Source organism: Pseudodesulfovibrio sp. zrk46 (assembly GCF_012516435.1).
GTDB lineage: Bacteria > Desulfobacterota > Desulfovibrionia > Desulfovibrionales > Desulfovibrionaceae > Pseudodesulfovibrio.
This window is the reverse complement of the sequence record NZ_CP051216.1, coordinates 1168383-1191767: the sequence shown is the minus strand read 5'-3', so window position 1 is coordinate 1191767 and position 23385 is coordinate 1168383. Positions and strand designations below refer to the sequence as shown.

18 protein-coding genes are annotated in these 23385 nt (G+C 56.1%); 12 read left to right on the top strand and 6 right to left on the bottom strand.

The window, feature by feature from the left end; all coding sequences use genetic code 11:
* Positions 1-142: 142 nt before the first annotated feature.
* The 3 genes from HFN16_RS05445 to HFN16_RS05435 all read left to right on the top strand — a co-directional run bounded on the left by HFN16_RS05445 (position 143) and on the right by HFN16_RS05435 (position 1721).
* Positions 143-808 (top strand): RHS repeat-associated core domain-containing protein, encoded by a 666-nt coding sequence (locus tag HFN16_RS05445; protein WP_247648448.1) that lies wholly within the window; start codon positions 143-145, stop codon positions 806-808.
* Positions 784-1011, top strand: coding sequence for a hypothetical protein (locus HFN16_RS05440; RefSeq protein ID WP_168889751.1), 228 nt, complete (start codon positions 784-786; stop codon positions 1009-1011). The genes HFN16_RS05445 and HFN16_RS05440 overlap by 25 nt, the downstream gene beginning before the upstream one ends.
* A 209-nt stretch (positions 1012-1220) precedes the next feature.
* A complete protein-coding gene (locus tag HFN16_RS05435; protein ID WP_168889750.1) occupies positions 1221-1721 on the top strand; it encodes a hypothetical protein in 501 nt (166 codons plus the stop codon).
* Positions 1722-1871: 150 nt separating this feature from the next.
* On the opposite strand, the gene HFN16_RS05430 is transcribed toward HFN16_RS05435, so the two are convergent.
* Complete coding sequence (locus tag HFN16_RS05430) at positions 1872-4781, bottom strand: insulinase family protein (protein WP_168889749.1); 2910 nt, start codon at positions 4779-4781, stop codon at positions 1872-1874.
* 261 nt (positions 4782-5042) lie between these two features.
* On the opposite strand from HFN16_RS05430, the gene HFN16_RS05425 reads away from it, so the two are divergent.
* Complete coding sequence (locus HFN16_RS05425) at positions 5043-5675, top strand: redoxin domain-containing protein (RefSeq protein ID WP_168889748.1); 633 nt, start codon at positions 5043-5045, stop codon at positions 5673-5675.
* A gap of 132 nt (positions 5676-5807) precedes the next feature.
* Here HFN16_RS05425 and HFN16_RS05420 read toward each other — a convergent pair whose 3' ends face one another.
* Positions 5808-7979, bottom strand: coding sequence for a radical SAM protein (locus tag HFN16_RS05420; protein WP_168889747.1), 2172 nt, complete (start codon positions 7977-7979; stop codon positions 5808-5810).
* A gap of 303 nt (positions 7980-8282) precedes the next feature.
* Here HFN16_RS05420 and HFN16_RS05415 point away from each other — a divergent pair, with 303 nt between their 5' ends.
* The 5 genes from HFN16_RS05415 to HFN16_RS05395 all read left to right on the top strand — a co-directional run bounded on the left by HFN16_RS05415 (position 8283) and on the right by HFN16_RS05395 (position 13734).
* Complete coding sequence (locus tag HFN16_RS05415) at positions 8283-8564, top strand: hypothetical protein (RefSeq protein WP_168889746.1); 282 nt, start codon at positions 8283-8285, stop codon at positions 8562-8564.
* 117 nt (positions 8565-8681) lie between these two features.
* On the top strand, positions 8682-9530 hold the full coding sequence (locus HFN16_RS05410) for a deoxyribonuclease IV (RefSeq protein WP_168889745.1): 849 nt from the start codon (positions 8682-8684) through the stop codon (positions 9528-9530).
* A 167-nt stretch (positions 9531-9697) separates the two neighbouring features.
* Positions 9698-10366 (top strand): HAD family hydrolase, encoded by a 669-nt coding sequence (locus HFN16_RS05405; protein WP_168889744.1) that lies wholly within the window; start codon positions 9698-9700, stop codon positions 10364-10366.
* 64 nt (positions 10367-10430) lie between these two features.
* Positions 10431-11486 (top strand): HD-GYP domain-containing protein, encoded by a 1056-nt coding sequence (locus HFN16_RS05400; protein ID WP_168889743.1) that lies wholly within the window; start codon positions 10431-10433, stop codon positions 11484-11486.
* 199 nt (positions 11487-11685) lie between these two features.
* Entirely contained in the window at positions 11686-13734 is a 2049-nt protein-coding gene (locus HFN16_RS05395; protein WP_247648447.1) for a methyl-accepting chemotaxis protein, read from the top strand.
* 365 nt (positions 13735-14099) lie between these two features.
* Here HFN16_RS05395 and HFN16_RS05390 read toward each other — a convergent pair whose 3' ends face one another.
* On the bottom strand, positions 14100-15236 hold the full coding sequence (locus HFN16_RS05390; protein WP_168889742.1) for a DUF362 domain-containing protein: 1137 nt from the start codon (positions 15234-15236) through the stop codon (positions 14100-14102).
* A 135-nt stretch (positions 15237-15371) separates the two neighbouring features.
* Here HFN16_RS05390 and HFN16_RS05385 point away from each other — a divergent pair, with 135 nt between their 5' ends.
* The 3 genes from HFN16_RS05385 to HFN16_RS05375 all read left to right on the top strand — a co-directional run bounded on the left by HFN16_RS05385 (position 15372) and on the right by HFN16_RS05375 (position 19130).
* Entirely contained in the window at positions 15372-16136 is a 765-nt protein-coding gene (locus tag HFN16_RS05385) for an enoyl-ACP reductase (RefSeq protein WP_168889741.1), read from the top strand.
* On the top strand, positions 16137-17399 hold the full coding sequence (locus tag HFN16_RS05380) for a diguanylate cyclase (RefSeq protein ID WP_168889740.1): 1263 nt from the start codon (positions 16137-16139) through the stop codon (positions 17397-17399).
* Positions 17400-17729: 330 nt separating this feature from the next.
* Positions 17730-19130 (top strand): HAMP domain-containing sensor histidine kinase, encoded by a 1401-nt coding sequence (locus HFN16_RS05375; RefSeq protein WP_168889739.1) that lies wholly within the window; start codon positions 17730-17732, stop codon positions 19128-19130.
* Between the two features lie 71 nt (positions 19131-19201).
* Here the strand turns inward: HFN16_RS05375 and HFN16_RS05370 are convergent, their stop codons facing one another.
* From HFN16_RS05370 to HFN16_RS05360, 3 genes are all read right to left on the bottom strand, one after another.
* Complete coding sequence (locus tag HFN16_RS05370; protein WP_168889738.1) at positions 19202-20323, bottom strand: AI-2E family transporter; 1122 nt, start codon at positions 20321-20323, stop codon at positions 19202-19204.
* 128 nt (positions 20324-20451) lie between these two features.
* Positions 20452-21606, bottom strand: a complete 1155-nt coding sequence (chrA, locus tag HFN16_RS05365) for a chromate efflux transporter (protein ID WP_168889737.1) — start codon at positions 21604-21606, stop codon at positions 20452-20454.
* 261 nt (positions 21607-21867) lie between these two features.
* Positions 21868-23361, bottom strand: coding sequence for a DUF1566 domain-containing protein (locus HFN16_RS05360; RefSeq protein ID WP_168889736.1), 1494 nt, complete (start codon positions 23359-23361; stop codon positions 21868-21870).
* Positions 23362-23385 lie beyond the last annotated feature (24 nt).

Here is a 23385-nt window from a genome sequence, read left to right as displayed (position 1 = left end):
GTTTTTTTTGCCGCTGCACGGCTGCCTCCGGCGGCTGGGGGTGTGCGATGGGTTGGTGTTTCTAGTGAGATGTTTGGGGTTAACTTTCATTTGTATTTCGGCTGGTTGAACGTGTTAGATGGTTGCCGACGACTCAAACACCGTGATAAAGGAAATCCGGTACGACCCGTTTGGCAATGTCCTGCTCGACACCAATCCTGCCATCCGAATCCCCCTCGGCTTTGCAGGTGGCCTTCACGATCGGGACCTTGGCCTCGTCCGCTTCGGCTGGCGCGACTACGACCCGTTCACTGGCCGCTGGACCGCCCCCGACCCCATGGGCGACGCTGGTGGTGACGAGGACTGGTACGGGTATTGTCTGGATGATCCAGTGAACGGAGTTGATCCGTTGGGGTTGTTCGTTTTCCTCTTGCCTTTTGCGGCAGGAATGGCAGGAGCAACTGCTCTTGGCGCAACGGGGGCATACGGTGCCGCCAAGATTGTGGACTGGGCCGGAGAAAAGACTGACGACGATTACGGCGATGACAAGCCCACAGCCACCGAAGGCGTCCATGATGCTATGGGAAAAGTCATTGGTATCAACACCGGAATTGTTGGAGCTGCCGGAGCAGCAAAAGCAGCTCCAGCAGTTGCTGCGACTGTGATGCGTCATCCGGAGAAATTGGCGGCGGGATCGAAGATTGCGGCGGATTTTTCTTCTGGTTGGTTTGATCCGGGGCCACCACCGCCGTCTCTACCGGGCTACGTAGGCTCACGCTCAAGATACGAATACGAAGAGTATAAATGGAACAACAAGCAAAAAGAGTGAATATGAAGATTGGTGAAATTGTATTAGGCATGTTGTTAATCCTTGGTGGTTTATCAGATCTTGGTAAAACAGATTTAGCTCACTTTGGAGTCCCAATTCTTTATCCTGAAGTCTTTAGCAGAGCGAGCATCGTAGCAGGTGTTTTCATTATTGCAGTGCCATGGTTTATTCGTTCATACAGAAAAGATAACAGTGACAAATAATATGTGCCGCCTTGCCTACTGGTCCGGGCGGCTTTTCTGATTATTTCTCAACTCTTATGGAGGGCTTTTTAGTCCGCAATAGGAGAATTGATGAGTGTTATGATGAAGATTTGAGAATCAAACAGTAGCGCCTCCGGTTTTTCGTACATACAAAGATAACCTGAAACTCATTTGATGGTGGGCAGCTAGCCTGCCATCAATGGTGAACCATGAAAAAGATTCTCTTTCTACTCTTCATAATTATTGCGCTTGGATACTGGGCGAATGCCAACAGAAATGAACTTGCAGTGTGGTTCAATACAGATTCGTTCTATCGGCCAATATACACAGGGAATATTAACGTATTGCAGTCGGGCAGCACTATCCATGCTGAACTGAAACCTTCCTATGATGTTCGTCATGGCTTTTTCATCACTTTTCCCTGTGAAAGTGTCATGCCAGAGTTCTTCTCTGGTTTGGATGGCTCAATTCGGTATACTTTTCGAGCAGAGGGCGTCGAGCTTATGTCCAAGGCCGTATCCTTTCCATCCAATCCGATAAGCGGAATGAATGACGACCACTGTGACATTGCCTTATTTACCTTTGACCTTCCTTTTGAAGGTCACGAATCAATCACACTTGATGTAACCATTGAGTCTCCCATAACTAAATTGGCAGCATATCAAAAAGAAATGAAGTGTGAGGTTTCGCCAGCATATTGGCCTAAGTGATACTGTTTCTACGAAAGAGGTTGAAGCGAAAGACTTTCTAGATCGTAAAAGGCTGAGCAGGTTATGGCCGACATCCCCGAGCGAAGTGAGCAAACAAAAAGGCCGGGCATCATGTGATGCCCGGCCTTTATTAATGACGTTGGGTCAGCCTTACAGAACCTGCTTGATATCCAGATCGAGACCGGCGTTCTCCATGGCGAGGGAATCGCCGAGCACGCAGATGTGGCCGTTCTCGGCATTGATGCGGATGGCCTCGGCAAAGGAGCGGAAATCCTGCTCGGTGGCGGCGAGGGCCTGATCGCGCACTTCCTGCAGATAGGCGTCGTCCTGATTGGTCAGATGACGGGCCAGGGCGGTGAAACCCTTGGCGTCGGGCAGCTGATAGGTGTCGATCTCGCCGATTGCGCCGATGATGGACTTTTCGAGTTCATCCTTGGAAAGAGAGATGTTCTCGAGATAGTCGGCGCAGGCGTCAAAGGCTTCGACAGTGGCGGCCACGTTGGGGTCGCGGTAGGAGACCATGGCGAGGGCTCCGGCCAGACGATCCATGAGGCAGAACGCGCCGTAGGCACCGCCCTGCACGCGGACTTTTTCCCAGAGATAGCCGGTGCGGATGAGCTTGTTGACCACCATGGCCGCGCCGGTGAGCGGGAAGTCGTGGGCTGCGAGGGACACGCCCTTGCCCACGTAGTTGACCTGCGCCGGGATGGCGAGACCTTCGCGGTTGTTGAAGGACAGCGGCGAGCGGGCCACGGAGGCGGCGTCAGTCTCGGGCAGGGCCGAAACAATGGAGGCGATCTCCGGCTCCACGGCGGCGAAGAGATCAGCGTCCATGGTGGCGTTGCAAATGAGCCCGGTGCGGGAGAGGAGCAGGGTGCGCATCTTCTCCAGATCCTTGGCAACGGATCGGAAATCGTCCTGAATGCGGCCTTCGAGCTCGCGCAGGAATTCGATGTTGGACAGGCCGGTCATGGCCTCTTCCATGGCGTGGGCCGCGTGGGTCTGGGCTCGCAGACGCGTGGCAACCACCTGATGGCCGGAGGGCACCAGACGCTGCTCGGCGCGGGCGCGAGCCTCGGACACGATCTGGCCCAGACGCTCCTTGTTGTCGAGCTTGGCCGAGGTCAGAATCTCGGTGATGATTTCAGCGGTCTCGCTGATCTTGTCACCCGTGGCCTTGGCACGCAGGAAGAGGCGGGAGGCCGCTTCGGTGGAGCCGAGGACCGGGGAGGCGAACGGTTGGGACCAGATGCCGCCCGAGGTTTGGGCGATCCACTGGGACAGGTCCACGAAGTTGCGCTTGTCGGTGCCGGACTCGGTCAGGGCGCGACCGAACACGCCCACGTAGGGGACGAGCTCATCGGGCAGGACCGACAGGTCGAAACCGAGATCAACATAGGCGATGCCGTTGGTGGCAAGGTCGTGGAACAGCAGCGGTGCGCCGGAGACTTCGCGCTCTTCCGTGGGGATAGTGCGGTTCTCCTTGGGCAGGTCGGTCACGGACAGGCGCGGGATGGTGGCCAGCGCCTCTTCGGTGTCGGGCTCGGCCTGCAGGCGGTTGAGCTCTTCGGCATCGGCGATGACCTGTTCGACCTGCTCGGGGGTGAGCATGTCTTTGACCTTCTGGAGACGGTTGGCCTCCTTGCGGGCAAGGCGCATGGACATCTGCTGATCCGGCTCCAGCAGCACGGTGGTGCGGTGCGGGTTGTGGAGCAGCAGGCGGGCCAGCAGTTCCTCGAAAATCTTGTCGCCGTTGGCGATCCAGCCCTTGATGTTGTTGAGGGGCTCTTCGAACGGCAGCAGGAGCAGGGGATCGCCCTCCACGCCGTCATCATCGTAGAGCCAGGTGGACAGGGCCTGGAACATCAGGGAGAGACCGCGGGGGTAGGTGCCGGTGTTGTTCTCGCGCAGGGAGAACTCTACGGAGTTGATGGCCGCGTCGATGTCGCGGGCGTCAATGCCGTTTTCCACCAGTTCCTTGACGGTGTTGAAGATGATGGACTCCACCTTGATGGCGTTGGACGGATGCACACCCTTGAGACCGATGGAGAAGAACATCTGGCGCATGTCCGCTTCCAGACCGACGCCGGCGAGGTCGTCGCCCAGACCGGAGTCCATGAGGGCCTTCTTCAACGGGGAAGAGGGCAGGCCGATGAGGATGTGCTCCAGAATGTGCAGGGCCAGATTCAGATTGGCGTCCGAGGTCTCGGCCAGCAGCCAGTTGACCGTGAACATGCCCTTGGCCAGACGCTCGGAGGCGGGGTACGGCTTGCGTACTTCCTTGGCCTCGGTGAAGCGCTCCTGCAGGGGGATGCGGGTCTTGGCCACGTCGATCTTCTCGTATTCGGAGAAGACCTTGTCGAGGATTTCGAGACGTTTCTCCGGATCGTCGTCGCCGTAGAAATAGGCATAGGCGTTGGACGGGTGGTAGTGGTCCTCGTGAAATTTCATGAACTGGTCAAAGGTCAGGCTCGGGATCTCAAAGGGATCGCCGCCGGAATCCTTGCCATAGGTGTTGTCCGGGAACAGGGACTGCTGGGAGTGCTCGTAGAGCAGGGAGTCGGGCGAGGAGTACGCGCCCTTCATCTCATTGTAGACAACGCCCTTGTAGGTGACGGGCTTGTCCGGTCCGTCCATCTCGTAGTGCCAGCCTTCCTGCTTGAGGGTGTTGGGCGTGAGGCGCGGGTGGAAGACGGCGTCCAGATAGACGTCGATGAGGTTGTAGAAGTCCTGTGCGTTGGCGGAGGCCACGGGATAACAGGTCTTGTCCGGGAAGGTCAGGGCGTTCAGAAAGGTCTGCAGCGACCCCTTGAGCAACTCGACGAAGGGTTCCTTGATGGGGAACTTGTCGGAACCGCAGAGCACGGAATGCTCCAGGATGTGGGCCACACCCGTGGAATCCTCGGGCGGGGTGCGGAACGAGATGCCGAACACCTTGTTCTCGTCGTCGTTGACGATGGACAGCACGCGCGCGCCGGTCTTGTCGTGGCGGTACACGTGGGCGACGGACGCCATCTCTTTGATTTCCTGCTCTTTGATCTTAGTAAATCCGTGGCTCATGAATCTTCCTCAGATATTGATTGCATTATGTAAGGCCTGCCCCTTGGGAGCAGTCCTGATGTGTCGTTTGGTCAATCTACCAGAAATAAGAATGACAACCCTTTCTGGCAAGACCCCACCTATACACCACACGAGCCATTGTCTCAAAGTGATAATAATTTGCATTTTCTTCTTGACGCCAACAGCACTCGTGTATAGCTTCTTGAAAACGGCAATCATTCGCAATTAGAAATTAAACTGTTTTCATATATGGAGTTTACTATGAGCATCGAGAATAATAACGAAGAACTTTTCCCTGAATTCGCCAAAGTAGGCCAGCCTGTGCCTGAGTTCAAGATGGAATCCTTTGACCCCACTGAGGGCGGGTTCAACGAAGTGGACTTGGGCGCCATCCGCAAGGAAGGCAAGTGGGCCATCCTCTTCTTCTACCCGGCAGACTTCACCTTTGTCTGCCCCACCGAGCTGGCTGATCTGGCTGCCAAGCACAAGGAACTGACTGATCTCGGCGCCGAGGTGATCTCCGTGTCCACCGACACCAAGTTCACTCACCTGGCCTGGAAGAACGACGAACGCCTGCTGGCTGACGTGAAATACAAGATGGCCGCCGATCCCACCGGCGAAGTGTCTCGCTTCTTCGATGTCTGGGATTACGACACCGGCCTGGCCCTGCGCGGCACCTTCATCATTAATCCCGAAGGTCTGCTGGTCTCCTCCGAGATCAACTTCTACAACGTGGGTCGTAACGCCGACGAGCTGACCCGCAAGATGGAAGCAAACCACTACCTGAAGGATCACCCGGAAGAAGCCTGCCCCGCCAAGTGGACCCCGGGCGGCAAGACCCTGACTCCCAGCGAGAAGCTGGTGGGCAACGTCTACGAAGCTCTGAACGACTAGGTTCGTCGAAAAAAAGGACCGGGTTACGACCTCACACTCTCGTGACTCCTGTTGCATGCGAAAAGTTCCCCCGACGGATTGGCCGTCGGGGGAACTGCTTTTTTCAGGTTGGGAAACAGGCGACAAGAGGGGTTAGTTGAACAATTGATCCCAGCACCGCTTGTAGATGTTATTCAGTTTGAGGATGTCATCTTGGTCAAAACCTTCAACACCTTGAAAGACATCAGCCAGCTCATCCTGGAGACGGCCCGACGGAGTGGCTATGAAAACCGAATCCGCCAGTTCTTTTGTCAGATCATTGGGGTGCAAAGAAGGAATCCCTGTCCCTACATCCTGAAGCTGTTTGTACGAATCCAACATCAGTGTGACTTTAACACCGACTTTCTGGAATCCTTTACAAATGTTGATTCCAAAATCTCCAGAAGGTGCGATAGCCCACCTTTTGTCAGGCTCGTTTTTTTTCAAAAGCTCTTCTCCGACAATCTCACCAAGCCAGCGTGCGTCTTCCACATTTGACAGCACTATCGTATTATTGCTGATGGTTCCGAGCGTTTCGATTTGCTTTTTATAGTTGCTCGGCATCATGTTGATGATATTCTCAGGGGGAATTCCTTTTGCCAGTGCTTCCTCGCGTACTTTGCTCCTGAACATAATGTCTCCGAGCAGTACCCTGTCTGATGAGCGGATATCGTCATAGCTTAACTTTGTCTTGACTCGTTCCAAGGCGAAATCATTGCCGATGAAGCAAAGTTTATCTGAGGCAGCTCCCATCTCTTCTGCAGCAAACATCAAGCCTTTTGCATAATCTGGAGATGCGGCGATTACGATCCGCTCGTTTGATTTGACTGCTTTTTCGAGCCTCTCGCGATACACCTCAAACGTCGCTATGCCATATGAGAAGATGCAGGCATTAACCGTTATGCATTTGGGGCAATAGGTGAAATCCAAGGCCATTTCTTTGAAGGCTATTTCACTACCGCAATTTCGACATTGAATGGTCAGATTTTCGATATTAATGCCGGCTGGTTTGAAGTTTTGAATTTTCATTCGGGCAAGCTCATAGTCCGCTTTGGCGTAGACCTCCTGCATCTCTGGTAATGCCATGGAGGTAAAATTTGGGTATCGAAAGCGGTCTATATATAAGTCTCTTGCATTGTTGAACATCTCATCGCAAAATGAGGTTTCATCTTGTATGATCCCTTTTTCTATTGCGATATTGTACAGCTCGGTGCCCGGGTAGACGAATAACGGTACTAAGTACACACAGGGGATTTTGGTCTCTTTTACGAAATCGACAGTCTTTTGGATCGATTGTGGAGTATCTCCCAGGTTTCCGATCATTGCTCCGGTAACCATCTGGATACCGTTGTTCTTTCCTCTTTCCACAAAGGCTCGGATAGTGCTTTCATTGAGCCGTTTACACATAGCTTTCAAGGCATCGTCGTCAAATTGCTCAAGTCCGAAGAAGATGGCACGACATCCGGCTCCCGCCAGGAGGTCCAAGATCTCTAGCTTGTAGTCGGCGCGAAGGCTGCATACGAAGGGTTTATTCAGGCCGGATTTTTTGTATGCTTCGCAAAAACGCTCAACTTCTGTGACAGAAGGGATGAACGTGTCACTGATGAAAGCGAAATAAGAAAAATCGTATCGGTTGTCCGCCCATTTCATCTCTTCGATAACGTCTTCAATCGGACGTGTTCGAAGTCCCCGAGCTCCGGGAGCACAAAAGGTGCATTTGCCTACACATCCCAAGCCGATGACAATCGGAAATCCTCGGACTGTCGAGTCCATAAAATTGCCGGACATGTAGAAATCCATGTTCACTTTTTCCCAGTCGGGAGTGAAGTTCGACAAGGGACGGAGTTTGCCCATTTCTGTTCGGACAAGTTTGTTCTCCTGGCGGTACATGATATTCGTGAGCTTGCCGAAATCCGTCCCCTGTTCAATTGCCTTGAGAAGAAGGCCCATTGTCGGATCAGCATCCTCTATGACAACGAAATCGACAGGCATTCTATCGAGGATATACATGGGACATGCAGATATTCTTCCACCTAATATCGTCCCAATGTCCGGATTTATCTCCTTTGCTTCCCTGAAAATATGCTCAACACGGGCATAGTTCATTACCAGTCCGGTAGTCGCAATATGCGTGTAGTCGCCCTTACGCAGCGTTCCTTTGAGGTCAGGATTTTGGTTGAGATCAAGATAGTCGTAGTCAATGCCATATTTATCCAAGACGGGTATGACAAACGCTGGAGCGATGGGAGCATAATTGTAGTCTGGGTAGACAAAGAGCAATTTCATAGGAGTGTGTCCTTAATGGAGCCAGTCTTCGGCGTTGAAGGAAAGCGACTATAATGTAAATGATATCAGGCTTCCCAAAACCATCAAAAATGTCAAGATACGGCAATGCTTTTAGGGTCGATGTCAACTCATCGGCCGGATACGTCAGACACTTTATGTGCTATCCCAATCGCAGGAAATGCCCTGATGCAAAGGAACTCCCCCGGATTGAGCCTCTCCGACCACTTGCCATCGTCCATTACTTATGTAAAGGGAGTCTCCTGCCGCTTCGAGCGGACGATATATATTTTAAGGAGCACCATCATGGCCACCAACGTGGATGAAATTACGATCAACTATTCCGAGGACAACCAGCTCATCGTTAAAGAGTTGGACAAGGTCATCCTTTCCAAGGGCGCATGGACCACCATCATTTTCCGCTATCAGGAACTCAATCGCGCCAAGGGTGAATACGGCCCGGAAAAGTTCACTATCCGCCGCTACCAGAAGGTCGACGGCACCTACCGTCCCAAGTCCAAGTTCAACATCTCCAGCCAGGCTCAGGCTGAGAAGATCGTTGGCGCCCTCAACGGCTGGATCGGTTAATACGACCCGCGGCACAAGCCGCCACTTGCGTCGTTTCAAGACTTCAAACCCACGCGCGCAAGCACGGCGGGTTTGAAGTCTTTTCTTTTTTTCAACTACGCCTGACAAGGAGTTCGAATGTTTCTCGGCGCTCACATGTCCATTGCCGGAGGCCTGCACATGGCCTTTGAACATATCCGCAAGGTGAACGGCACCGCGCTTCAGATCTTTACCCGTAACCAGCGGCAGTGGAAGGTTCCGCCCCTCACGGACTACGATATCGAACTCTTTACCGTGGCCCGCGAACAGTGGGGCAACTACCCCATCGCCGCCCACGACTCCTACCTCATTAATCTTGCCTCTCCCAAGGAAGAGCAGGCCGAACGCTCCTGCCTCGCCTTTGCCAATGAGATGCGCCGCATTGAGGCGCTGGACGTTCCGTATCTTGTAACGCATCCCGGCTCGCATCTTGGTGAAGGCGTAGAAGCGGGCATCGAACGGTATGTGGCCAATCTGGACCGCGCCATCGAAAATGCTGGGACGAAGAAGGGCATGGTGCTCCTCGAAACCACGGCCGGACAAGGCACCAACCTCGGCTCCACCTTCGAGGAACTGGCTGCCATCATTGAGCGGTCTGCCCATCAGGATCGGCTCGGCGTCTGTTATGACACCTGTCACACCTTTGCTGCCGGATACGACATCCGCACGCCCGAGGCCTACGCCGAGACTTTTGAGAGCTTCGACAAGCACATCGGCATTGATCGCCTCAAGTTCTTCCACCTGAACGACACCAAGAACGAGTTCAACTCCCGCAAGGATCGCCATGAGCACATCGGGCAGGGGGAGATCGGCCTGGAGGGGTTCCGAAACCTCATGACCGATCCGCGTTTTGCCGAGATTCCCAAGACGCTGGAGACCCCCAAGGACAGGGATTTGAAGGACGATATCCGTAACCTGGAAACCCTGCGGGAACTGGCCGGAAAATAGAAAAGTCTATTTCCGACCTTTTTGGTCTGAAACTCTTGCCAAATGCATAAAAATAATTCATCGAAACAATAGTACCTAGTATTGATAAAGCAGATAACGCAGTCGGTGATTTTCGTGCTCTTATAAATAGAGGCGTTTTGGAGCACCGGTGCTGAGGACGTTTTTTCATGGATAAGTTGGAAGCAGTAATATTTGATTTTGACGGGACGTTGGCGGACGTGCCGTTGGATTTTGATTTCATGAAAACCAAGATCGCGGCATTGGGCGAGGTCTTTCTTGAAGAGCGCCCGACGCCGGGAGATACACCCGCTTTGGAATGGCTGGAAGAGCTGGTGCAGCAGGCCATGAAGTGGGACGAGGATGAAGGCAAGGAATTCCGGACGCGCGGCCAGTTGGTCATCACGGCCATGGAGCTGGACGCGGCCCGCGAAGGCAAGTTGTTCGATTTTACCAGGCCGACATTCGAGATGCTGCGTGAGCGCGGCATTGCCGCGGGTGTGATCACCCGCAATATATCCGCTGCAGTACGAGTGGTCTTCCCAGAGATCGAAGAGATGACCGAGGCGTTTGTGCCGAGGGAAATCGCCACCCGGGTCAAGCCGGACCCAGCCCACCTGATGCAGGCATTGGGTTGTATCGGCGCCCGACCGGAGCGATCACTCATGGTGGGGGATCACCCCATGGACGTGCAGACCGCGAAGAACGCGGGGGCCATGTCCGCAGCAGTAACAACCGGCAGAATGACGGCGGCGGATTTCGAGCCTCTGAAGCCGGACTTCATCGCCGGGGACGTAGGGGAGTTAATGGAGCAGCTCAGCCAAAAAGGGTTAGTTTAATCAAAGGATTGCCCGCTTGGTTGTGGTATGCTAGGGACTCCCTTCTTCCAATTGGAGTTATAGCATGAGTGATATAAACGGCAGGGCCATGAGCGCCGAAGAGGCGCGCCGGGCCATGATGAACGACCCCGAAGAATTGCGGGGTACCACACCCGTGGATGACGAGCCCGCTGCCTCACCCAGTGAGGCGCCGGTCACACTTCAGGTGGAGATGCGGCATGCGGACAAGCTCTACGGCGAAGCCGTGAACTATGCCAAGGGGTTCATGGACGATGTCCGCGATGGCAAGACCATCGACGTCAACGAGGCCATGCCGCTGGTCAACGAATTCATTGATTCGGTCTTCCGCAACGACTCTGCTGCCGCAGCCATCTGCAAGCTGCGGGCATTTGACGAATACACCTACACCCATTGTATCAACGTCTCCATTCTGTCCGTGATTCTGGCCAAGAAGCTCGGCTATACCCGCGAACAGCTCGAAGTCGTGGGCATGGCAGGCATGTTCCATGACGTGGGCAAGGCGATCATCCCCAACAGTATTTTGAACAAGCCGGGCAAGCTGACCGATGACGAGATGAAGGTCATGCGCACCCATCCGCTGCACAGCTACAAGATTCTTTCGGCCCAGAAGGACATTCCGGAAGATGTCATTCGCGGGGCCGTGGAGCACCATGAAAAGTACGACGGCAGCGGTTATCCCCGTGGTCTCAAGGGAGAGCAGATCAGCGAGATCGCCCGTTTGCTGGCCGTGGTGGATGTATACGACGCCCTGACCAGCCGTCGGGTATACAAGGATCCCATGCCGCCTTCCAAGGTGCTGGCCATGATGTACAAGTGGCGCGTCACCGATTTTCATCCCAACACCGTGGAACAGTTCATCAAGAGTCTGGGCGTCTACCCGGTGGGCAGCTTTGTGCGCCTGACCTCGGGCGACCATGGCGTGGTGATCCTGACCGCCTCCGAGCAGCCGCTCAAGCCCACGGTGCGGGTGGTCTATGACCGTAAGATCAAGCAGATTCCCATGAAGGATATTGACCTTTCCAAGGAGAAACGACTCAAGGTCGATGATGTGGTCAACCCTGACGATCATGGAGTCGATGTGTTCAGATTGATCCAGTAATGGTGATTGTCAGAGCATGGGCGATGCCCGGGAAGTAAAAAGAAAGGCCGAACAGTGATGTTCGGTCTTTTTCATTGTGATTGTATATGGAGCGAAACGGATGTGACGGGAATATAATTGCTATTGGGCGTAATCTTATGCATCTATATAATTCGGTGGAAGCTTCGATTTTATTCAATACTGGATCCGAGGGGGTTGGATGCTACGCTTTAAGGATTGGAGCCTCAAACTAAAAATTCTCGTGCCGACGTTCAGCGTCGTATTGGTGGTGCTGGTTATCAGCACCTGGATCATGACGTCGCAGTCGAGTGAACTGGCGGTCAAACAGGCAACGGCTCTTGCTGATGAGACGGCCAAATCCATGAGTCTGGAAGTCGGCAAGACATTCGATTTAGCAATGTCCGTTACCCGTACTCTGGGGAGCGCCTTCGAAGAAGGAGCCAAACACGATCCCATCCCGGATCGCGAATATCTCGACTCCATTCTCAAGAACACCCTTACCCGTAACAAAGAACTATCCGGCGCGTGGTGTACCTTCCCGCCCAATGCCTATGACGGGCCTGAGAGGGAAGAGAAGTACATGGAAGTGTACAAGGGCGCCTACCGCAACTGGTACCATCTGGTCGATGGTCAGGTTGCCGTGAGCTTTGCCGGCGCCGAAGGCATCTCCGGCGACTGGTTTGAAATTCCCATGGCCGGGAATGTGGAGACCATTACCAAGCCCTATCCGTGGGAAGCGGATGGCAAGAAGTTCTGGCTCTGCTCCACCGGTATGCCGGTCAAGGTCAACGGCAAGAATGCCGGTGTTGTGGGTGTGGACTTCTATTTGACCGATCTTCAGAATATTGTCGAAAGTCTGAAGATATTCGACACCGGCTATGCCTTCCTTCTGGCCAATGACGGGTCTTTTGTCGCTCACAAGAACAAGGACTACATCGGCAAGAATATCGGCGATTTCCAAAATCCGGACATCAAGGAAAAGCTGCTCCGGGCCATCAAGAACGGTGAGCCTTTTGTCCATAGCAAGGTTTCTTCCAACACAGGCAAGGAAAACTACTATTCCTATCAGCCGGTCATGATCGGAAAGACTGTCACTCCGTGGAGTCTGGTCGTCACCATTCCCATGGATGCGGTCAGGGCCGAGGCCAACCAGATCGCTTTGATCAGTTCTGGCATCAGTGCCGTGGCACTCATCGTTCTGTTGGTGGTTATTCTGTTGGTGGCCAATGCCATCATTTCCCCCATCAAGAAGGGTATCTCGCTCGCAGGCCTCATGGCCGAGGGTGATCTGACTGGTGACGTGGATGTGGATCAGAAGGATGAGGTGGGCCAGCTTGCCGATGCCTTGCGGACCATGTCCAACAACATCACTGGTGTCGTCGGGCAGGTCAGCGCAGCGACCGAGAATATTGCCTCGGGCAGTGAAGAGCTCGCCGCTTCGTCGCAGAGTCTTGCAGACGGCGCCAACACTCAGGCCGCCAGTGTGGAGGAGGTTTCTTCGTCCATTGAAGAGATGGCCTCCAACATTCAGGCCAATGCCGACAACGCCATCAAGACCGAGAAGATGGCCGTCAAGGCTGCCAAGGATGCCGAGGAGAGCGGCAAGGCCGTGACCCAGGCCATGGGTGCCATGACCGACATCGCCGAGAAGATCTCCGTCATTGAGGAGATCGCTCGTCAGACCAACCTCCTCGCGCTCAACGCCGCCATCGAGGCCGCCCGGGCAGGTGAGCACGGCAAGGGCTTTGCCGTTGTCGCCGCCGAGGTTCGCAAGCTCGCAGAGCGTTCCGGCACCGCAGCAGCCGAGATCAGCGAGCTCTCTTCCTCCACGGTCCATGTGGCCGAGGAAGCCAGCCAGAAGCTCAGCCAGCTCGTCCCTGATATTCAGGAGACCGCCGGACTCATTCAGGAGATTACCTCCGCAACCGGCGAGCAGCACACTGGTGTGGAGCAGATCAACAGTGCCATTCAGCAGCTCGACAACATCATTCAGCAGAATGCCTCCATGGCCGAGGAAGTGGCCTCCACTTCGGAGTCCCTCGCCGGCGAAGGTGTGCAGCTTCAGCAGACTACGAGTTTCTTCAATATCGGCCATACTGCCTCGCGGCCTACTCCGACCCAGCCGCGTCGCAACGTGACCGTAGCCCAGAAGAAGCCCGCAGCGATTCCCTCAGCACCCGTAGCCAAGCCCACTAACAACGGTATCGCCCTCGATATGGACGACGACTCCGACTTCGAAAAGTTCTAAGTCGATACGTCATAAACATAATCGGCCTGCCCCGCTGACACGGAGCAGGCCGATTTTTTCGCCTCCGGCGGCTGGGGGAAGGGAGGGAAAAACCCTTTGAGAAGGGTTCTTTCCCTCCCTTCCCCCAGACCCCCATCCCTCCCTTTTCCTAAACTTTTTGTAGGCGCATTCGCGCGGGTGCGCGGCCTTATGAGGCCGCGCACCTTTATTAAAGTTTTTGGTTTGAGGTTATGATGGGAAGGAGGAATAGTTATGCGGTGGAATACCCCGAGCGAAGCGAGCGCCAAAAAGTTTAGGAGGGTGTCGGGAACCCTTTACAAAGGGTTCCTGACCCGTCGGAGACGCCCGCCCGGCGAGGGCATCTCTTATTCTTCCTTCTTCTCGTCCTTCACCATGGGGATCAGTTCGTATTCGCGGGAACCGAGGCCGATCTTTTCGGCGTAGTCGAGGCCCATGCTCTCGGGTACGTGCTGATGAATGGCGGCGAACTTGGATTGACCGGGCATGACGCCGAAGGGCAGCTGACTGGGATAGAGCGGCGGCGCATCGTTGACGAGATCCATGGAGGCCTGATCCACGGCCACGGGGTCGAAGGAGGCGAGGATGCCGATGTCCGGACAGACGGGCGCATCGGTGAAGCCCACACAGTCACAGTCGGGCACGACGTCCATGACGAAGTTGACGTGCAGACACGGCTTGTCCTTGGTTTTGACGACACCGAGGGTGTATTCCATCATGCGCTCGAGAAATTCTTGCACACCGATCTTCCAGTTCACTTCGAGACCTTCGTGACGACAGGCTACGAAACAGCCGCCGCAACCGACGCAACGCTCGGGCGCGAGGGCGATCTTGCCGGTTTCCTCGTCGATGTAGAGGGCTTCGGTCTTGCAGACGTTGAGGCACGCCTCGCAGGCGACACAGTTCTCGGGGCGAACCACCGGGCCGGTGGAAAAGTGCTGGTGCATCTTGCCCTTCTTGCTGGCGCAGCCCATGCCCATGTTCTTGAGCGCGCCGCCGTATCCGGCCAGCTCGTGCCCTTTGAAATGGTTGACCGAGATGAGGAGGTCGGCCTCGGCAATGTCACGGGCGATGTAGGCGTCTTCTATGTGCTTGAGATTGATGGGGACGGCTTCTTCGGCAGTTCCCTTGAGCCCGTCCGCGATGATGACGGGCGCGCCCATGACGAGCGGATCCCAGCCATGACGGGCGGCACACATGTGGTGGGAGACTGCCTCGCCGCGCTGGCCTACATAGAGGGTGGAGGCGTCGGTGAGGAACGGCTTGCCACCGCATTCGGTGATGAAATCGAGGATGGGCTTCACCCAGAGCGGGCGCAGAAAGCCGGTGGTGCCCTGCTCGCCGAAGTGGATTTTGACGGCGGCCAGATCGCCTTCGGCGACCTCCTTGTTCAGGCCGACGGCCTTGAGCAGGGAGCGCATGCGCGCGTGGAACGGGGCCTTCATGGAAGCGCGGAGATTCCAGAAATATACTTTGGATGCCATGGCGTGATCCTTTGTTTCGGTGTTGTCGATACGGGGTTTGTATCACGACTGGCGTGGCGGAGGCAAAGAAAGCTCTTTATCATTTGCAACAACCCCCGTGCGACTTTATGGTGGGGGGAAAGCAAAGGAGAACAAATGCTTCTGAAAGGAAAGAAAGCTCTCATATTCGGCGTGGTCAATGACCGCAGCATTGCCTACGGCATTGCCAAACAATTTAAAGAACACGGCGCGAGGCTGGCGTTCAGCTATGCCGTGGACCCCATCAAGCGGCGGCTCGATCCCATCTGCGAGGAGCTGGACGGCGAGTTCATGTTCAAATGCGACGTGACCAGCGACGAGGATATCGAAGCGGGCGTGGAGAAGGTCAAGGAACAGTGGGGCGACGTGGACATTCTGGTCCACTCCATCGCCTATGCTGACCGTGAAGACCTCAAGGGCCGCTTCATCGACACCAGCCGCAAAGGGTACGGCGTGGCGCTGGACGTGTCTTCCTACTCTCTGGTGGCTCTGTGCCGGGCTTACGAACAGATGCTCAACCCCGGCGGCTCGGTGCTTACCCTGTCCTACTACGGCGCGGGCAAGGTGGTGGCCAACTACAACGCCATGGGTGTGGCCAAGGCCGCGCTGGAAGCGTGTGTACGCTACCTGTCCGTGGATCTGGGCGCGCGCGGCGTGCGCATCAACTCCATCTCTGCCGGGCCGGTCAAGACCATGGCGGCCAAGGGCATCTCCGGCTTCTCCACCATTCTGGACAAGATCGAGGAGAAGGCGCCCCTGCATCGGAACATCACCATCGAGGATGTGGGTAAGTGTGCCCTGTATCTCGCCTCGGACCTGTCCACCGGCACCACGGGTGACGTGATCTTCGTGGATTCCGGCTACAACATCATGGGGGTCTAAGTGGCGAAGCGAGGAAGGCGTCTCACCATACTGGTTGCCCAGCAGGAGGACTATGAGCGCGAGAGCATGGTCGCCCTGCTGCGCAAGGGGACCATCGATGTTCTGGAGGCCAAGGACGGCAAGGAGGCGCTGAATCTGGTGCGCTCCGTACAGCCCGACATCCTGGTCACCGACGTTGCGCTTGAGAAGGTGGACGGGCTGGAGCTGATCAGGAAAGGGCGCGAGTCTCATTCCGATCTCAAGGTCGTCGTTGCTTTCGGTCCCTACTCTCCGCGTTCCCTCGTGCGGGCCGTGGAGCTTGGTGTGGACGTCTTCGTCAGCCTGCCCGTGGACGGCCGCAAGCTGCGCGCCGCAGTCATGAAGTGCGCCAAGGAGATCGCCACGGCCCGCCGCATGGCTCAGGCCGATTATTCCCTGCGCCAGTTGCTGGATTTCTTCCCGTCACCGGCCGTGTTGGTGGATGGCTACGACGTTACCTACATCAACCGCCGTCTGGCAGACTATCTTGGCTACACTGACTACGAAAGCATGAGCGAGCTGGACATGGGCGTGGAGGATTTCATCGTCAAGGTCAATGGCGAGACCTATGACACCCATCCGACCCACTGGATTCGGGACATCATCGAAGACCAGTTGGATCGCGATCACATGGTGCATATCGAGAATCCGCGTCATCCCGATTCTCGCCCCAACGCTTTCGGTGTGACTTTCAACCAGTTTCCCGGTTCCGATCTTCGTCTGTTCACCTTTCAGGATGTGTCCGGGCTGGAGGACGAGCGGGCGCATCTTGAGGACGAGGCTTCCACCGATCCGCTCACCAAGGCGCTCAACCGTCGCAGTTTTCTGCGTCAACTCGGTCAGATGGCTGCATCCGGGGCGTCCTTTTCCCTCGTCATGTTCGACATAGACCATTTCAAGTCCATCAACGACACCTACGGTCACGACGTGGGCGACGCGGTATTACGCGAAATTTCCCAGCTTGTGCGCGACAATGTTCGAGAGAACGATACCCTGGCCCGTTGGGGTGGCGAGGAGTTCATGGTGCTCTCCAAGTCCGATATGGAGCGCGCCAAGCGCGTGGCCGAGCGGCTTCGCCATGCTGTCGAGATCTTCTCCTTCACAGGTGTGCCGCGTCAGATAACGTCCAGTTTCGGTGTCGCACTACACGAGAAGGGCGAGTCCGCAGACGATCTCGTCAAGCGGGCCGACGAAGCGCTGTACGAAGCCAAGGAGACCGGAAGAAACAAGGTCGTCGTTGGGTAAAATCAGGACTTGAGGTCGGCCTTCGGCCTCCGATTGTCAGGTGATTTCCCCTCTGGCGGCCAAAGGGCTATACCCTTTGGAATCCCATTCTGCGGCTGTCGCCGCAAAGTTATTATTTGGACATAATATTGAGTTCGTAGAGCCCCGAGCGAAGCGAGCGCCAAAAAGTTTAGGAGGGTGTCGGGAACCCTTTACAAAGGGTTCCTGACCCGTCGGAGACGCCCGCCGGCGAGGCATTCTTCATAAGGAATATTACCATTCCTTCCCTTTTTTACGTCCTGCCTGTATAGAAACGCTAGGAGTTGTGAAATCTGACGTCAGGGAGACCTCATGCACCACAAGTCGGGCGGTATTATCGGAGCGCACTTTTCTTCGGACGAGGAGCGCCATGATTACGTGGCGCACCGCATCGAAGAGAAACTGACCGACTATGTAGATTACGACTTCACTCTCCTCGAAGTCCGCGCCCTGAACATCTTCTTTGACCTCGCCCAAGAGGTGCGCGGAAGGGATATGTTCTACGCCGTGTGCCTGATGATTCCCCGTGTGCTGTTCGGGCTGAAGGCAACCATCTATATTTTGGAAGACCAGGACACCTTTGTGGTGGGCGGCACGTCTGGTGACAAGAGCGTCATGGAGCCGACCCGCACATGGGACGATGAACTGACCGATAAGGTCGTCTACAAAGATGACCGTATGTTCGTGCCCATCCGGTGCAACCCGGAATACGCCAACCTGCTCGCCTTTGAGCCTCGGAACCATATCATAGGCTGTTTCGAGATGTGGCCTTCCTCTTCCCTGACCGAACACCAACGTCTGTTTCTTGAGAAATACGTCAACCGTATTGGCTACCAACTCCACCATCGCCTGATTCGCTCGCGGAACCGCGAACATATCCGGTTCATCAAGTCCATGGTTCAGGACATCGGCCACAATGTCATTGTTCCGAACATGTACTTCAAGCTCTATTTCAATCGTCTGAAACGGCGCATTGAAGAGCTGCACGTCTCCACCGAAAAGGTGCTCATATCCATGGGGGAATGTGGCCAACAATCCTGCATTGATGTGGGTAACGAGCTGGCGCTCACCGCTGCTTCCATCGAAAGCCAGTATCAGGAGATTTACCGTCACTACGAGGTCACCTCCATGTTCCTTGAGACGCTGCTGCGCCGCCGTCATTTCGAGGAGGGGCGCTACGTGCTCATGAAACGCGAGGTAAACCTGCGTACCGGTGTGTTGGAGCCGCAGGTGGAGCGTTGCCGTCAGCGTTTCGAGGAGAAGAATATTGAGATCGGTTTTGCCCTTGGTGGCGTGCCTGATCAGGTTATTCGTCTCGTCATGGACCCTGGCCTAATCGCGCAGGTCTACGCCAACTATTTTTCCAATGCCCTCAAGTATACCGAAGAGGCTACCCTGCCGGATGGCCGGACCGGACGCTTTGTCTCCTATGGCTGGCAGGTACTCAAGGATCACTTCGGGCCGGACAAACCCGGCATCAAGATGTGGGTTGTCTCAACCGGCAGGCCGCTTGATCTCGAGAACCCCATGGATGTGTTCAAGCCCGGTTTCCGGGCTGACAACGTGGCCAAGGAGAGCGGCTCGGGCCGAGGGCTCTACTTTGTCCGTCAGGTGGTGGAATTGCATGGTGGCACCGTTGGGTACGAACACAACGAACACGGCAATGAATTCTCGCTGATCCTGCCCTTTGAGCAGGAGGAAAACCTTGAGTGATCTACTTTCGACAGCGCATGAAAAAGCGGGCCGTCCAGTTGGATGGCCCGCTTTGTTTTTGCGGGGAGTTTCTATCCTGATCGTTGCGCCATCTGCGCCTCTCTCTTGACCAGCATGCGTCGGTAGTACGACAGACAGAGGCAGGTCATGGGCAGGGCGATGAGCAGACCGAGGAAGCCGAGCAGCTTGCCCCAGACGGACAGGGCCAAAAGGATCATCCACGGAGACAGGCCGAGGCTTTCGCCCTGAATCTTGGGGACGAGGAAGCCGTCCTGAATGATCTGCACCGCGCAGACCACCACAAGGGTGAGCAGCATGCCCATCCACGGAGACGTACCGGTCTCGATGCCGCCAAGGCCACCGAGGAAGATGGCCGGGATGATGCCAATGGTGCCGAGATACGGTGCGATGTTCAACACGCCGATGAGCATTCCCATGACCAGCGCCATGGGCAGGCCGATGATCAGAAATCCGATGGAGAGCAGCACACCCACGATCAGGGCTATGGTCACCTGGCTGCGGAAGTAGCGGCTCATGGTGTGTTCGAATTCTTCAATGAAATCAACGATACCTTCGCGGTACTGACCGGGGATGTAGTCCTGCCAGCCTTTCTGGATCTTGCCGAAGTCGGCCAGCAGGAAGACCAGATAGAGCAGGATGATACCCAGTGTCAGGAAGCCGCCCAAAAAGGATGCCGTGCCGCGCAGCACGCCCTTGATGCCGGGCATGATCTTGTCGAATACGCCCTTGGCCACGGTTGCCGCGCCATCACTGGTGAAGAGGTCCTGAATATCCTTGTTGTTTATGGCCTGACGAATCCAGTCCCACAGGTCCGGCGGCAGATGCGCTTTGACCCGCGCCGCATATTCCTGATTGGTAGCGAGGTCGCGCAGCACCCGGCCCATGGAGGCGAACTCCGCGCCCATCATGGGGAGAATGGTCATGACGATGCCTGTGGCCGCTCCGATCACCAGCAACACGGTCAGCAGCACCGCCAGCATACGGCTGTGCAGTTTTTCTTCCAGAAAAGCCGTAATGGGATTGAGCAGGTACGCGAGCAGCAGGGCAGACACGAACGGAATCAGGGCGCTGGACAGGTAGCCCAGCAGCCAGATCAGTCCGATGACGAATCCGGTCCCCATGAGCATGCGGACAACGCTGTCAAAAGTATATGGCTTGTCAGGTGCGATCATGTACGCCTCGTTGTTGCAGTTGTTCCAGAATGTCTAACAGCCACAAGGGGTTTGTTCAATGGTTGCGGTGGAATTTGGGGAAGAGGGAATATGAGGTCGGCCTGCGGCATCCTATCCTGATTTCTCCCCTACAACACCAGCGCACTCAAAGCCGCTCCTCCCAGAACGACCCAGAGGACGTCGAGCTTCATGCGCAGCGCGAGAAACGCGGCGATGGCGACAAAGGCGCGCAGGGGCGACCAGTCTGTGGCAACGGCGAATTGCGCGGCCACGGCGGCCATGAGTCCGACGAGAGAGACGAGACTGCCCTTGAGTGCTCGGCGGGCCAATGGCGAGGCCACGATCCGGTCGCCGAAGGTGGTGGCGGCACAGACGAAAATGAGCGACGGCGTGAAGACGGTGATGGCGGCCACGGTGGCACCGAGCGTCCCGGCCACGATGTAGCCTACGAAGGCAGCGGTCATGACGATGGGCCCGGGCGTGATCTGACCAAGCGCGATGCCGTCCATGAACTGGGCGCTGGTCAGCCAGCCGCGTACTTCCACCACTTCATGCAGCATGATGGGCACGGAAACATAGCCGCCGCCATAGGCGAAGCAGTCGATCTTGGCCATGAGAAGGCCGAGATTGAAGAGCGTGGGATCAACGAACCAGAGCAGGATCAGAAAGGCGAAGAACAGTAGCGCGAAGACCACGGCCGCGACCATGGGACGGCCTACAGTGTGTTCATGTTCTGTCGGAGGCAATCCTCCCTGTTCGGCGCGGAAGGTGAACACGGCCAGTGCGCAGACGGTCAGCAGGGCGAGGATCGGATTGCCGCCCATGGCCAGCCAGATACCGGCGGTGCAGGCCAGTAATTTTGTCGGGAGTGTGTCCAGATAACGGCGCGAAAAATTGATGGCCGCGTGAAAGATGAGTGCCACCACGATCAGTTGCAGGCCTGAGAAGGCCGCCTTGATCATCGGCACGTCCATGGCGTGGAAATACAGGGCCGACAGTCCGAGCATGAGCAAAAAAGCAGGCAGGCCAAAGCCGAAGTACGCCACCAATGCGCCCGGGCCACCGCGTGCTCTCAGGCCCACATAGGCCGCCATCTGCATGGCAGTGGCGCCCGGGATGGCCTGTGCCACGGACATGCCGAGTTTGAAGCTGCGCTCCGAGAGCCATTGTTCACGCTCCACAGCCATGCTTCTTATATACGGCACCATGGCAGGGCCGCCAAAAGCGGTCAGGCCGAGGCGGAGAAAACGTATGAGTATCTGAACAAGCGATGGCGTCTGCATGTCAGGTTTGTGCCACGCCGAACGATGCGTGGCAAGGAGGGAAAAGAGGAGAGGATGCCGCTTCGCGGCGATTGTCAGGTGATTTTGCCTCTCGGCGGGCTTAAGGCCGAGGGCCTTAAGAATCCTATATGCGCCTTCGGCGCGGAAATAAATTGCGCCAAAGGCGCAGAGTGGGATTCCAAAGGGTTATAGCCCTTTGGCCGCCGGAGGCGAAATCACCTGTCAAAAGGAGGCCGAAGGCCGACCTCCTATCCTGATTATCTATCGAGGTGGCCCACCTTCAGGCACACAGACTGTGCCGCTGCCCATGTTTTGGCAGAGCCCGGTGACGGTGCCGTGTGGCGACTGGAACGAACATTCTCCGCTATTGGAGACGCCGGAACAGGCCTCATAGGCTTCGGGCGGCGGTCCCATTCGTCCTCCACCTTGGCGTCCTCCGCCCTGTGGCCCTCTGCCACCAACCTGCATGGACATGCCCTGCTGCCCTCCGTGACGCGGCATGTTGAAATCCTGCTGACGAGTATTGGAGCCGTAGGAACCGGGATTGCCGCCTCCCTTCCATGTGGGGATGCGCTTGAAAAGCGGCTGGTAATAGACGGCAGTGCCGCCGCGTACACAGCGCACGTAGTTGTCGATGCGAATGTCGTCCCCCTGCGGGCCATGGCCTTGGGAAAAACGGCTCGGATCACCGGACTTGGGGTCACTGCGCTGGGCGCCCGCGCCGTGTACATCGAGAAAACGCTTGGAGGCATTGGAGCGGGGCGGCGCGAAATAGCCCATGGCCCGGCCAAAGGCGACGTAGACTGCACGGTCTGGCTTGGGACCATCGAGATGGGTGGTGGAGGTCCAAAAATAGGACTCGGGATCACTGACCATGAACTTGGGATCAATGGCTGCGGAACGGCTCGTCTGAGGACTGCGGGTGTAATCCACGATGGACTGCAATTCCTTGGCATTGGGCAGACGCCAATCCTTGTGTCCGCCCAGATTCAGGTTGTCGCAATAGGAGAGGGCGCTCTCCCAGTTCATGGGCGTACCGCTGTCCCGTTTTTGCCATGTGAGGCCGGTGGCCTTGTCCATGACCGTGCTGCCGTTGGCTTCAAATGAGTTCTTGCCGTAGAGGGGATTGCCGCGCACGTAGCGCATGTATTTACGGCCCTGCTTGCCCCGGCCGTTGATGGGATACCCCTTGATGCGTCCGTCCGCGAAGTTCACGCCAAAGGCGGTGGCGGAACCTCCCATGGTCGTGGAAACATATTGGGTGGCGGACCAGTCCTGACAGTCTATGAGACGTTCGCCCCGTCTTGTGTCGCCGTATTCGAAATCAAAGTAGCGGGTGTCGAGATAGGGGATGGCGTTCTGTTCGGTGGGTTGTCCCCAGCCATTGAAGTTTATGAGAGAATACAACTCCTTGATGGTGGGCGCGCGCCAGTCGTCATAGCCGCCTACACGGCATTCCTTGGCTCCGTCCACGGCTGCATTCCACGACATCTTCATGCCCCGTTCCCTGACCCACATGAGGCCGGTGACGAGGTCGGTGACGGTGCCGTCGCCGTTGTCCAGATAGCGGGCCTTGTTGCCCTTGAATTGGGCATCCTGCCCGTTGAACGATTGCCCCGGCTCCGGGCATGCGATCTGGCGGGATTTGTTGAAACAGGCTTCCTGCCCGGTATCCACGATGGGATAGGACTCTCCATAAGCATGGCTGCTCAGCGCCACAATCATCGTCGCGGCAAAAATCAGTGTTCGAAACATAACTCACCCTTTTTATAGCCAACA